Annotated in this window: 9 protein-coding genes; 1 reads left to right on the top strand and 8 read right to left on the bottom strand. The window is 46.1% G+C overall.

Features of this window, described 5'->3' with window-relative positions:
• Positions 1-52: 52 nt before the first annotated feature.
• Positions 53-1108: an AI-2E family transporter gene (locus tag IRJ16_RS00860; RefSeq protein ID WP_194109625.1), complete on the bottom strand. Its 1056-nt coding sequence runs from the start codon at positions 1106-1108 to the stop codon at positions 53-55.
• A gap of 104 nt (positions 1109-1212) precedes the next feature.
• On the opposite strand from IRJ16_RS00860, the gene IRJ16_RS00855 reads away from it, so the two are divergent.
• Positions 1213-2766, top strand: coding sequence for a hypothetical protein (locus tag IRJ16_RS00855; protein WP_194109624.1), 1554 nt, complete (start codon positions 1213-1215; stop codon positions 2764-2766).
• Positions 2767-2770: 4 nt separating this feature from the next.
• On the opposite strand, the gene topB is transcribed toward IRJ16_RS00855, so the two are convergent.
• The 7 genes from topB to IRJ16_RS00820 form a co-directional block, all read right to left on the bottom strand.
• On the bottom strand, positions 2771-4576 hold the full coding sequence (gene topB / locus IRJ16_RS00850) for a DNA topoisomerase III (RefSeq protein WP_194109623.1): 1806 nt from the start codon (positions 4574-4576) through the stop codon (positions 2771-2773).
• Between the two features lie 128 nt (positions 4577-4704).
• On the bottom strand, positions 4705-6171 hold the full coding sequence (locus IRJ16_RS00845) for a family 43 glycosylhydrolase (protein WP_194109622.1): 1467 nt from the start codon (positions 6169-6171) through the stop codon (positions 4705-4707).
• Positions 6172-6275: 104 nt separating this feature from the next.
• Positions 6276-6923: a response regulator transcription factor gene (locus IRJ16_RS00840; protein WP_194109621.1), complete on the bottom strand. Its 648-nt coding sequence runs from the start codon at positions 6921-6923 to the stop codon at positions 6276-6278.
• A complete protein-coding gene (locus tag IRJ16_RS00835) occupies positions 6913-8811 on the bottom strand; it encodes a tetratricopeptide repeat-containing sensor histidine kinase (protein WP_194109620.1) in 1899 nt (632 codons plus the stop codon). The genes IRJ16_RS00840 and IRJ16_RS00835 overlap by 11 nt, the downstream gene beginning before the upstream one ends.
• 125 nt (positions 8812-8936) lie before the next feature.
• A complete protein-coding gene (locus IRJ16_RS00830) occupies positions 8937-9467 on the bottom strand; it encodes a DUF6252 family protein (RefSeq protein WP_194109619.1) in 531 nt (176 codons plus the stop codon).
• Positions 9468-9494: 27 nt separating this feature from the next.
• Positions 9495-11144 (bottom strand): IPT/TIG domain-containing protein, encoded by a 1650-nt coding sequence (locus IRJ16_RS00825; RefSeq protein ID WP_194109618.1) that lies wholly within the window; start codon positions 11142-11144, stop codon positions 9495-9497.
• Positions 11145-11351: 207 nt separating this feature from the next.
• The gene (locus IRJ16_RS00820; protein WP_194109617.1) at positions 11352-13424 is read right to left on the bottom strand and encodes an acylase; all 2073 of its coding nucleotides are present in this window, start codon (positions 13422-13424) and stop codon (positions 11352-11354) included.
• Between the last annotated feature and the right edge of the window lie 139 nt (positions 13425-13563).

Raw genomic sequence — 13563 nt, 5'->3', positions numbered from 1 at the left:
TCATATTAAAGTGAGGGTGGCTATATTTTTATATTTTAGTGGAGCTGGATGATCATTTCGCTTTCTTTGTTTTCGGCACTTCGCCTAACAAAAATCCGTAGGGTTTTAATTGCTCAAAATGATCGCAGGCGATCTTGAACATACCTGTTAGAGGCACGGCCAGCACCATCCCCGGAACGCCCCATATGGCTTCAAAAACAACGATGCAAAGAATAGTTGTTAGCGGATTTAGATTGACCTGACGACCAACGATCATTGGCTCTAACATGTAGCTTTGGGTGAATTGCACCACAGCATAGATACCCACTATACCACCCACCTGTCCAAGGCTGGCACCTTGCACCAGGCTGATGCCAACAGTAAGTATAGTCCCCGTTAAATTGCCTATAAATGGTATCAGTTCCAGCGTGCCGCAAAGCACGGCAAAGAAGATGGCATACTTAACCCCAATGAGCGAGAAACCGATACCATACATCACCCACAAACAACCGATCATCATAGCCAAACCGAGTAGATATTGTTGCGATACCCCCGCTGCTTCGCGGCTTATCTTGCGGACGTTTTCGCGCTGGGTATCAGGTACAGCTTTTAATAATCCTGTAAGCAAATGGCTACGGAATACTAATAGTAAGAATATATAAACCAGTACCAATATGATGTCCACTAATATGCCAAACAAGCCACCGAACACACCACTTACAGACGACATTACGTTGCCATTGCTTTGTTCAATGATCTTTTTCTGCTCGCGCGGAGGGAGGCCGAATTTTTGGTCGATGTTCTGCTGTACCTGCTTGATCAACGCATCTATCTTATCCCTCATTTGTCCGCTATCTTGTATCAGCTGGCTCAGTTGCCAATATAATACAAAAAAGATGACGGCAAATACGGTTATCAATAACAAAATACCGATTGTGGCTGCCAAAGCTTTAGGCGAACCTATGGACTCGATCTTGCGGCATAGTGGCAACAGCAACAGGGCCAGAACCAAACTGAATAGGATAGGCACCAGGATACACTGTGAAAAATATAAGATAGCAGTGGCACCCATCAATACAAAGATGAGCTGCGCGATCTGGTTAAGATAGGGGCGGGGTTGAATTGGCATAGCGGTTTAACAGCAGATGTGGCTTACGGTTTGCAATTTACCAGGCATTCGCGGCGAATATTTGACGACGGTCATTATCCGGAACAATTTTTATAACTTTCAGCATGAAATTTCTAAGTCGGTCACTTTGCTGTTTATTGCTTTTTGCAGCCGTTGTGGTCAAAGCACAAACGCCAGATAAGATCAATTTTGTACGGCAAGGGGTAAAGCGCATAGTCTTTGACAAGGAACAGTCGATAGTTTTAGCATCGTTTAAACCTGCTAACGTGGTAGGTCTGCAGGTAATGCACCCTATCGAAGCCAGAGCAGGTGTGACCGCTCAAGCTACTTTGGCCGGTAGCGAATTATCGATCAGTTCAGCCGCACCATCAGAGTCTTCGATCTGGTTGGGCGGTTTCAATCCGTTCGCAACATACGCCATTGATCTGTCTGCCATTACAGGCGAAGGCCATATTGGATTTGAGTTTTTGGATTCTCCCGGGAGGGAACGTATGCTGGTGGTAACGGAATTTAAAGACGGCCTTGTTACCGCTGTAAAACTGAAAGTCAGCAAGAATAATTCTGCAGTTGTTGACCGATCCATCTCAGTTAACGCAGCCGAGAAACACAAGATAAGCAAAGGCATTATATTGCAGATGTTAGGTAGCGGGTTAATGGTCTATAATAAGACAGACAGCTTACCTGAAGTGATCGGTCAGGCCGACTTTAATAAGTTTATCGACCTTCGGGATACAAAGTATATCAACACCTTCCATACCAATATATCTGTTGGCCTTAAGAACGGTAGTCTGAAAATAGCGAATGCCGAGGCCACGCTAAGCGCTGGCATGGGCTTGGCGGATATACGGCCTATCACTTACGAAGATGGCGAACCGATGATAGACCAGGGCCGTTTATGGTACACCATGTCTATCCGGGGGCGCGGTTTGCCGCATCCGTTGCAAGGTGTGTTTAGTATGGCCCCAACAGCCTTTGACATTAAATTTGAAGGCATTATCGTATTCGACCGAAATGATGGCTTGCTTCGGAACGAAGTAGCGTCGCATCTGTTTTACCATCGTGCCGATAAAATGTGGCGAGGGGTTACTACAGGCTTCAGTGCATACGCTAACCCCGAAACGGAAAAGAAACAATTGCTGATCATTGAAAGTAAGCAAGACCCGCGCAGGGGCTTTGGGGTGATGAAAGCCCGCACGTTCGAGATGGTAGGTGATCTGGAAGATCCGCAAATGATCTATGATGCCAAAGCAAAAAAATGGCGGATGCTAGCCTGTAAAAATCAGAACGGTTATAAAGCTATTATGTTAGAGTCGGACCGTTGGGATGGTGGCTATAAACAAATAGCCGGACCGGTAACACATAACTCGACGGGTACATCTATTCAAATGATTGCCGATAAAAGGTATTGCTTTTCAGGCAGTAACGAGAATAAGCTATTCGTGTACACCTATCCCGACCTGAAAGAGGTTGGTACATTAAAAATGGATCTGCCACCATGGAGCGAAACATCCGGCTCGCGTATTTGGCCAAATGTGATCCAATTACCAGATGGTTATCCGTTCAAATACATCGCCTTGATGATGGACCGCTTTAACTATCCCGGCACCCAGGGACAGAATTGGACGTATGGCGCGCTATACCTGTACCACGGATGGTGACCTGTTATTTCTGCGTAGCGGTGGGTAACACAACGCCTTTTCCTGAGCGTAGTAGCTCGCCGGTTATCTCGCGGGTATATGCCTTGATCTCGTCTTGAAACTGGCTTACTGATGCGCCGCCACGTATCTCTTCTAAACGTTTTTCCCAACTGCCGGTCAGCTCGGCCTGGGCGATTAGCTGGTGTTTAACCACATCGTAAACGGCAAGGCCCGTTGGTGTCGGTACCAGATTCTTCTTCTCGCGGCCAATATATTTTCTGATCAGTAAGGTCTCTATAATGGCTGCCCGGGTGGCTGGTGTACCGAGTCCGCCGGCTTTCATGGCCTCGCGTAGTTCTTCGTCCTCTATCTCTTTGCCTGCGGTCTCTAAGGCTTTAAGTAGGGTAGCCTCGTTGTATAAAGGTTTGGGTTTAGTTTGCTTTTCCAGGATACTTTTATCTGCAATAGGCAGATCCTCGCCTTGAATAACTTTAGGTAACGACGCATTTTCTTCGTCCTTTTTCTCGTCATCGGCATCATTGAACACGGCACGCCAACCTGCAGTGCGGATCACCGTGCCGCTGGCTACGAATGGATTGCCTGATACAACGGTGATCTTGGTGATCTCTTTTAAACAATCACCATTAAAAGCTTCAAGCATGCGGCCGGCAACCAGATCGTATATGACTTGTTGGTCGGGCGTCAACTGCCAGGGCTTTTCGCCTGTAGTTAAGATCGCGTGGTGGTCTGTTACTTTTTTTGCGTTCACGCTACGCTTGCTCAGTTTTGCACCATTCAGCGCAACGGCATGCTTACCAAAGTCGGGGTGCTCGCCAAGTTTGGCTATCAGATCGGGTACCTGCGCAAAAACGTCATCGCCTATGTAGCGGCTACCGGTACGCGGGTAGGTTACTAACTTACCCTCATATAAATTTTGCAACAGGCTCAAGGTCTGGTCGGCGGTAAAGCCCTTTTTCTTGTTACCCTCTTGCTGTAAACTGCTCAGATCGTGCAATAGGGGCGGCGGTTCTTTCCTTGGTTTCGATTCTAAGTTGGCTATGTTGCCTGTAGCCGTCACAGCATCGAGTATCGCCTGCGCTTCTTCGCGTGTTTTGTAGTTCTTCGTCGATATCGCCTTAAAAGTTTGCCTGTCCTTGTCCGGGAATATGGCTACCTGAAAATAAGTTTCGGGTTTAAAATCGCGGTTCTCTAAAAAGCGCGCGCATATCATGGCAAGCGTGGGCGTTTGAACCCGGCCTAAAGATAATACGCCCTTATTGCCAGATGCAAGACTTAAAGCCTGCGTAGCGTTCATCCCAACCAACCAATCCGACTGCGAGCGGCAATGCGCCGAGTTAAATAACGTATCGTAATCGGTCCCCGGTTTTAAATTGCGGAAACCTTCTTTAATAGCTTCGTCTGTTTGTGATGATATCCAAAGCCGGCGGAACGGCTTTTTACATTTAAGATAGTAATAAATATAGCGGAAGATGAGTTCACCTTCCCGCCCGGCATCCGTCGCTACGATGATCTCGGTAGCTTCGTCAAAAAGTTTTCGGATCACTTCCAATTGCTTTTTCGCCCCGGCATCTTCCTTGCCGTTCTGTCTACGTACCGATAGTTTAAATTTAGCAGGCAACATGGGCAAATGCTGTACGCTCCAGCCATAGTAGCCATATTCTTGCGGCGAGGCCAGCTGTAATAAATGGCCGAAAGCCCAGGTAAAAGTGTAGCCTTTCCCTTCAAGGTAGCCCTCACGTTTAGTGTTGGCCCCAAATACACGGGCGATCTCGCGACCTACTGACGGCTTTTCGGCTATAATTACTTTCATAAATAAAAGGCGAAGCTAAGTAAAGCACAGTCCCCACACAACGAATGTGGAAAACATCGGGCGCAATAAAAAGCCCCTTGCAGGACAATACCTGCAAAGGGCTTTCATTTATCAATGCTTATCTAAGATCACATTTTAGCAAGGCTAAAGCGGTCAAAATAACAAGTGCCTTTGCCTTGGGCAACTAAAGCTATACGTACGCCACGATCCCATGGTGGTAGGTAAGCGCCATCTTGCGTTTCGCCAATGTTCTTCCAGCTTTTGCCATCCACACTATAAGCGTATTGCAGGTTTTTGCCTTGCTGAACAGTGATCTTAAATTGTAAAGCTTTAGCGGCGGGCGCTTTCACACGGTCTATCACGCTGCGTTGGTTGCGGCGCACTTTCCATAACAGCAACTCACCGTTGGATACTGATAAACCTATAGCGTTATTGATATCGCCAAAAGCACTTAAGCCCGACGATACGCCCGGCGTAACTTTTACTGTGGCAGTAGCAACGTAGTTGTGCGTTAATGCTGCTTGTGCTAATACTGCACCGGTCTTGTTGTTATTACTTTCGGGCATGGCGGTTAGCGCTAACAAGCCATTAGCTGCCTTAAATGTTGGCTGATGCTCTACCGGCCAACGCCAGCTGGCGGCCAGCTTTGTAAAATCATCTGTAAAGTTAAGGGCGGATGGGTCGGCATTTCCCAGCGCATCAGCACCATCTTTTATTACAGGCCAGCCGTCCGCGGTCCACGTGATCTGGCTCATCAGGGCTTGGCGACCTACATAAACGCCGCTTTCGGTGCTGTAAGCGTGGTACATTAAAAAGTCGTTACCCTTGGTATCGCTCACTACGGTACCATGACCGGGGCATTTCCATACGTCGTTACCGGCAAGGATAGGATTTTTGCCGTACTTCTCCCATTTACCATCCTTAATAGACTTAGAGCGGGCAACACCGATAGCATAATCGCAACCAGCGCCGCAGCATCCGGCACCGGCATAGAAGCAATAAAAATATTCGCCTTTTTTTATAATGTAAGCACCTTCTACCAGGTTACGTTCCCATGGGGTATCGTTGCGGAATAGTTCAAATTTTTCACCGATAGGGGTGATGCCGCTTTTAGATAATTGCTGCCCCCAAATAGGTGTAGGCTTGTTCACACTGTTGCCATCCTCTTTCCAGATCAGGTATTTTTGCCCTTTGTCGTCCTCAATGCACGATGCATCTATAGATCCGGCGGTTTGGCAAACTACCGGGCCGTGGTCGGTCCATGGTCCTTCGGCTTTATCGGCAGTGGCAACACTTACGCAAAGCGGTCCGCCTTCGATACGGCCAGTATAGTAGATGAAAAATTTCTTACCGTCGTGATATAATTCCGGTGCCCAGTAGTTAGATGTAGACCATTTTGGACGGGTAGGCATGGCGTATTTAACGATGCTCCAATTCACCAGGTCGGTAGATTTGGCAAGGGCAAAGATAGGTCCCCATTCAGATGCCGAGCAAGTTGAATAATAAGTATCGCCAACGCGGATCACAGAAGGGTCAGGAAAATCGCCGGGGATGACCAGTTTTTGCGAACGCTGAGCAAAAACGGCTACCGGCATTATTAGGATAAGTAACGCAATTAAGTTTTTAAGTTTGTGCATGCCCAAATATAACTAACCGACGCGGTTTTTACGCCCATTTAGCTATAATTTGGTCGATAGCTTTACTCCAGGCCGCTTTTGATCGCGAATTTTACCAAGCCGACAGTGCTTTTGCAATTGGTCTTTTCTAACAAATGCTGGCGATGGTTATCTACCGTCTTTTTACTGATGAATAGTTTCTCAGCGATCTCTTCCGAAGTGCATTCTTTTACGATCAAACCAAGCACTTCCTTCTCGCGTGCACTCAGCTGAGCCAATTGCTCATCCTGTATCTTTTGTTTGTTATACTGGTTATAAATAATGGGGACGATATCCTGCGAGAAATACGTGCCACCATTAGTGATCCGGTGCAGGGCCTGCAGCAGTTCCGTACGCCCCGCATTTTTTAAGATGTATCCGTCAGCCTCAGCCATAACAGCTTCTTTTACAGCGGGTGCATTGTTATACATGCTCAGGATAAGCACTTGCACATGCGGGAACTGGCTTTTAACCATTTTACACAACTGGGTGCCGGTCAATAAAGGCATGCTGATATCCGTAAGCAAAAGCTGATATTTTTCAGGCTCCGCGGCCAACATTTCGTAAGCAATCTGTCCGTTGTTCGCCTGACCTACAATCTGATATTGCTCGTCCTGCGCCAGCATGCTTTGCAGGCCATCAATAACCATCTGATGGTCGTCGGCAATTAAAATAGTGGTTCTATTTATCATCAGGTATGGTTATTTCTATTTGAGTACCGCTTAGTTTTTCAGACTGCACATTCAAATTGCCATCAAGTAGGTTAACCCGTGCGGCAATATTCTTCCAGCCGATCCCGGTAGAGTTTTTGATCTGGCCAATATCAAAGCCGCTGCCATTGTCTTTAATAGCTATGGTCAATTGATCAGCGCGTCGCAGTACATATATATCTATTTGGGTAGCCTGTGCATGTTTTACAATGTTTCCCACGGCCTCTTGCACTATCCGGTAAATGGTCAATTCATTGGATCGCTCAAAGCTATGATCGCGCACCTCATCCGGAATGTTGAAGTTGATCTTGGTGCCGTCGCCCGCGTTTATTTTATCGAACATATCTTCTAAGGCCGCAAATAAGCCAAAATTCAATTCCTCGGGGATCAGGTTATGCGATATATGCCGCACCTCAGTGATGGTCCTATCCACCAGGACAAGTGTGCTGTCGATCTGGTTATCCGCAGGGTATTTATGGTTGAGGTTGGATAAATTCATTTTAATGACCGACATCATTTGGCCAATACTGTCGTGCAGATCTCGCGCTATGCGTATGCGTTCGTTCTGTTCTCCGTCAAGCAGCGCCTTATTCAGTTTTTGCTCTTCGGCAAAGCGGTTCTTTACGATGGTGTTACGATAGATCAGAGCAAAGATGACGCACAGGGCTACAACGGCGATCAATGCCACATAAATGATAAAGCGTTTGTCGCTCTCGGCCTTGTCCCTTGCGACAGCCCTTAAGTTCGATTGATATTTTAATTGTTGATTTTCTTTGTCCTTTTTTTCGGTCTCGTACTGGATCTGCAGATCGTAAACGATCTTGGTTTTTGTAACATTGATCAAAGAATCCCGCAGATCGGCCCGTAACTTAAAATAATCGAACGCTATTTTGTAATTGCCGCTCTTAACACCCAGTTTAGAAAAATTCTCATACGTGTCCATGATCTTTTCGGGACTGCCGCTCTTTTTGGAATGATACATGGCCGAGTCTATAAAGGATCGGGCCAATTTTAGATCGCCCAATTCCATTTTTACATTGGCAAGGTTGCTGTAGGCGCTGGAGAGCCGGTAATCGTCGGGTGTTTTGATCTTTTCTTTTAAAGACAGTAACAAGTATTTATAGGATTTTTGGTATTCGCCTATTTTTAAATAAGTGTTACCAATGTTATTATAGTTAGACCCCAGGAAAAGATGATTACCGGTAGCGTTCTTCAGATTTTTGAAATTCACGTTTAATGCTTTATCGTACTCTTTGTTGTCATCGTAATTAATAGCCAGCACCGTCATAGACCGCCAACGCAATTCGGGCGTGCTTTTTTTTGTGGTCTGCAAAATTGCGATAGCCATTTTAGCATACTTTTTACCGCTATCGTAGTTGCCAAAGTCATGAAAGGCATTAGATATGCAGATGTAAGCATACCCCACCATGGCAGTATCCCGGGCCGTTTCGAAATTTTTGGACCCCTTGATGAGATAGCTGATCCCCGTTTCGAATTTATATTTTCTACAAAGCTGTAGCCCAAGGTTGTTATTATTATAACCTATCCACAAGTAGTTCTTTACTTTATTAAGATAAACCATGGATGTATCGTACCAAGGCATCGCCTTATTAATATCTGTAAGTGCGACCGACGCAAACCTTACTGAAGCCGCCCTGCCGGCATAATCATTGTTTTTTAGCGTCTTAGCTTTGCCGAAAGCGTAGTCGGTCAGTGAGTCGACCACCTTAGTGTTCCCTAAAGAGGCGTTGGCCTTTTTGATGATAGGATCAAGCAGCACACTGTCGGCATTGGCTTTTTTGCTGCTTTGTGCACGGGTAGGCAGAACGTAGCTTAGTAGCAAAATAATAGCAACGAGGTAATATTTCATTAAAAATGATAGAAAAGGTTAAGACTGATAATAATACAAAGTATTATCGCAATAGCAATTATGATCGTTAAATAAAAGAAGGTCATTGCTTTATGAGCAAATGACCTTCTCTACAAATTAAACTATTACTGAATTTTTCCTAAAAATGTACCCTGCTCAACAAAAGCTTCTTTACCTGAGCTATTATATGCTATGGCATAGAACGAGCCTTCTACCGTACTGCCATCAAGCTTGGTAATATTCACCTCGCCGCCACCTTGCATTGTGCCGCTTTTATCTGTCGAGTAGTTAAGCGTACCGTCGCTCGCTTTAGTATAGTCTTTACTAATGATGATACCGCCATTAGTTTGCGCCGGGCCTAAAGCGAATTTACCCACTGCAGCCTTTTTTAACAGGATGATAGTAATTGACTGGTTACTACCATCTTTAATAGCGGTCAGCGTAAAGGTGGTCACGCCGTTCGCTGTCAATTGTACTATACCGGCTTTGGTCGATGAGAACTTACCCAGGCTTGCACTGCCATCGAAACCGTAATTGCCTGCCGTTACTGTAGCGCCCGCACCGCTTGTTGTTGTCGGGGTTTCTGTTTGGTCTTTTTTGCAGCCCAAGGTAAATACCGTCAGGATTATAAGGGCGCCCAATGTTAATTTTTTCATGTTGTGTGATATCGTTTAGTTTATAAATTATTGTTTGATCATAATGATGTCCTTGGTGTTAGCCTTAAAGAACAGGTTACCACGTGCGTCGCCTACAAACTCCAGTGTTGAATTGTAATCGTTCAGGTCAACTGTCGGGAATTTAATATTGAATGTTCCGATTGAGGTAGAAGTGTTGGTGGTCAAATTATATTTGCGAAGCATCCAGGTTTTGGTGATCTGTCCGCTGATGTAGGTGTGATCCATCATCGCGTACAAATTGTTGCTTCCATCGGCCACATACTTTATGTAAGAGATGTTGGCACCGCTGCTAAACAGAGAAGGATCATCGGTGTTAAATAATGAGCTAACGGTAAATCCGGCATCGGCAGTGGTCCCGTCGGTCAGATTCCATTTTATAAATTTAAGCGCATTTGCTTTGCTGTTATTGTCCGGATTACGGATCAGGAATGCACTGTTGCCATCTACCATAGCACCGCCATCTTTTTGCTGCGTACCGTATAGTGGTGACTCGGTATTAATTACCTCACCCGACATTGTTATTTTATAGCCTGGTCTCATGCAGATCTCGTTTTGGGCGTTTAATAAAAAGAAATAGGTGCTGGCGTAAGTGCCCCTGATATCAAAACTCTTTTTTATTTCGGTAACAGTAGCGCCATCAGGAGTTATTTTATATATGGAATAGATAGTTGGGCCTGTACCTTCATATTTTAATACAAATACATTACCCGATGCATCAGTAGCGATCTTCAACACTTTGCTTATACGGGGATCATTGGTCAGTACGCTCGGAGTTCCGTTACCCTCTATAGCCACTTTATAAACTGTGTTTTGACCATCGACTTGGTTAAGGGTAGTGTAGTCCGAATAGTAGATAACACTTTTTACCCGGTCCAGCATCATAGCGCCGATCTCTTTAGATGCTGTAGCAAATAAGCTAAAGTTAAGACCGCCGGATATCGAGTTAATGTAAGGTACTGTAACGCCGCCGGTCCCGGTGGTTGTAACAGCGGTAAACGTAGTGTTGAACCCACTTGCCGGTACCGCATTTGTACCGCTTACGGTGATCAGTATTCCGCCCGTAACAACGTTAGCTGGAACCTCTACGGTAAGTTGGGTAGCGCTGGCGGTTTTAATGGTCGCTAACACAACGGTGCCACCGGTATTTGTGGCGAAAAATACTCTGTTCTCGCTGGCTTGCGGATTAAAGCCTGTACCGGTCAGTGTGATCACATCGCCGGTCTTTCCGGTTGCCGGTGTCATGGCGGTGAAAGTTGGCACAACAACCGCTTTCGGTGTGACCGTAACGGCCGCCCCCTGCGGGTCTTTATTGGTAGCCGATCTTCCTTTTACAGTAAGTGCCAACGCGCCCGAAGCAAGCGTGGCTGGTACCGCGAATTTTATCTCGGTAGCGGTAACTGATGATATCGTAACAGCGGTTGTGCCAACTGTAAGTTTAACATCGGCAGCTACCGTGCCGAAGCCCGTACCGGTAATGGTTACCATATCGCCGGGTTGCGGGTTTTTAGGTTGGATGCTGTTGATCTGAACGGTAACCTCGGCAGGTACCGGTTCAATGTTGGTTGTAGTATCTTTTTTGCAGGATGTGCCCAATGCAACTATTGCTAACAGCAGGAATATTGCAGGTTTTAAACTTGTTTGTAGGAATGTTCTCATGATGATCGTTTTTTATCAAAGATCTGATGAACAGCGTATGCAGGCAATGAGGAGGCTTGCTAATAATGATAGGTATTTATACCTATTAACCGGCAAATACAGGTTTATGCGTGCGGGGGGCTGATAAAACAGAAAAAGCCACCGGTAATTAATTACCAATGGCTTTTTCTATACATATCAAGAATGGCGGTGATGAGTTGCGATCAACTAAGGTTGGACAAATACATCGCCCTTTCGTATTTCTGTGATCGCCACCTTACCAATAAGATCTTTAGGATAGATTAAAGCATCCCGAAGCTCCTTTTTAGAGAACAGCTTTAATTGGTCGCCATTATGAGGGGAGTTCTTTTGCGATGAATTGCCGTAGCTAACCAATACCTTGGCTTTTACCTTATCGCCAAACTCCAGCACCCCAACATACGAATCACCCGAGCTTACTACCGCCCTGGTCGGACCTACGCGCGATGTTGACGCTACCCTGAATATACCGGCAAAGTCGCCGGCACCGTTGCCGGGCAGATCCACATTACCGCGTTTAACATGAAGGTAATCTCCCCACGGCGTATCCAGCGCGCCAAAGGTTGTTTTAACATAGTTTGCGGCTTTTTCCAGCGCTGTTAACGCTGCCGCTTTATCAGCTATGCCTTTCGGGGTGTTCATAGGGTCGTTGCGATCCCAGGGTACAGTGTATTTAAAGTTGTTGAGGTTGGTTACCCAATTGGCAAAAAGTATGGTTCCACGGCTGTCATTATCTGCACTGCGGTCCCATTTGCTGAGTACGGCCTTACACTCCTGCAGCAAAGTTGATGACCGAGGGTTGATAGCACCGAGCAGGTCCTCAAGCACCCGGTCGGCTAATTCTAAACGGGTAGAATGCTTATAAGCCAGCAATTCATCATAAGTGATGCTCTTGTCTTCCATCAACATACGCACCGACCGTTGCGTACGTAGGGACATATCATCAGGCGCAATGTAGGCGGGATATTTTTGCTTATCCAATTCGCGGGGCAACGTGGCCGTCCATGGCGGGTCGTTGGTGTTCTGCAGCCAACCAGTGGTAGGGTTCTTTAATTTTGGTAACTCGTCATATGTTAAATAACGTTGCCAAATATCTTTTGATGAACTGGTTTTGATCACTTTGTCCCAATCACCAAAGCCACCGTGAGGGCGTTTAGGCACCTCGCCATTAAAAAGATAAAAGATGTTGCCTTGCTTGTCGGCATAGGTAATATTCCAGAATGGGATCTGTTGCATTTTTACCGCTGCTTCAAATTGGTTAAAATTTTCGGCAGTTGCCATACGCCACCATTCTAATGACGCGTTAGGGCAGTCGGCACCAGCCAGCTTAACACATATCGCTTTAGTTTTGCCACTGCCAAAAACAGGGCCGAAAGCTGTCTCATAACAACTGAAAGGCTTGGTCACCAAGCTACCGTCGGCCTGTTTTACTTTTATGGTGTCAGGCCTGACTTTAAATTGCTCGGTCTTTCCATCCAGCAAATAGCCGCCATCTTTTAGAGTGATCTCGAATGAATCGGCATTATCGAGGGTGTTGTTAGTGTGTGTCCAGCCTAAATACTCATTAAAGCCGATCCCAATGCCCGGCATGCCTACCAGGTTGGCACCGTAGATGAGTTTGCCATTTAGGTTAAGTCCTGATTCGAACCACGTAAACTCGCCGCCCCAGGGCAGGTGGGGGTTCTGTACAAGCATGGCCTTGCCCGATGCCGAGCGTTTAGGCCCGATCGCTATGGCGTTTGAACCGATCTCTTTCCAATCAGATACCTGATCCAACTCGCCGCCACCGGTAAACCGGGTAACAAAGATGAAAAGGCTATGCATGTTAATGTCGTACGCGCTGACGGGCAATACTACTTTAAGCTTATCGTCGATAGCCTCGGGATGGGCTTTTGCGTAGGCATTCATCCCGGCTGCAAATGAATTAAGCATTTGCTGTACCTCGGGTTTTTGGAGTTTGGCATTCGCTATGGCCGTACGCGGGAGATCCAGGATCCTGATAGCCCTGTCAGTACCTTCGTATTGTGCACCCCAATACTCCGCAGCCCTACCGCGCGATACCCCGTAAAGTTTCAATATCAGATCTGCGTGGGCCTGCATTTGCGCCCATCCCTGCGCAAAAAATAGTTCTTTCTCGGTTTTTGCTGTGATATGCGGGACGCCCCAATTGTCCCATTCTATTTTAGTTGGGGATACGTTTTGGGCATCTAATGTCTGTACGCTAAATGCTAAAGCGGTAAAAGCCAATAAAAGGCGTTTCATAGGTGTGATCTGTAATGGTTGTGACTAAGATACGATTTCAGCTCTTTGGTTTAATGGAAGATCTGTCTTACAGAACGCTCGCTATCATTTTTTTGCGTAAAAGTTTAACGTCGCCTGTTAAAATAAGTACGAATTTCTT

Source organism: Mucilaginibacter myungsuensis (genome assembly GCF_015222005.1).
Classification (GTDB): domain Bacteria; phylum Bacteroidota; class Bacteroidia; order Sphingobacteriales; family Sphingobacteriaceae; genus Mucilaginibacter; species Mucilaginibacter myungsuensis.
The sequence above is the reverse complement of the archived record's forward strand: the minus strand, read 5'-3'. Positions and strand labels throughout refer to the sequence as shown.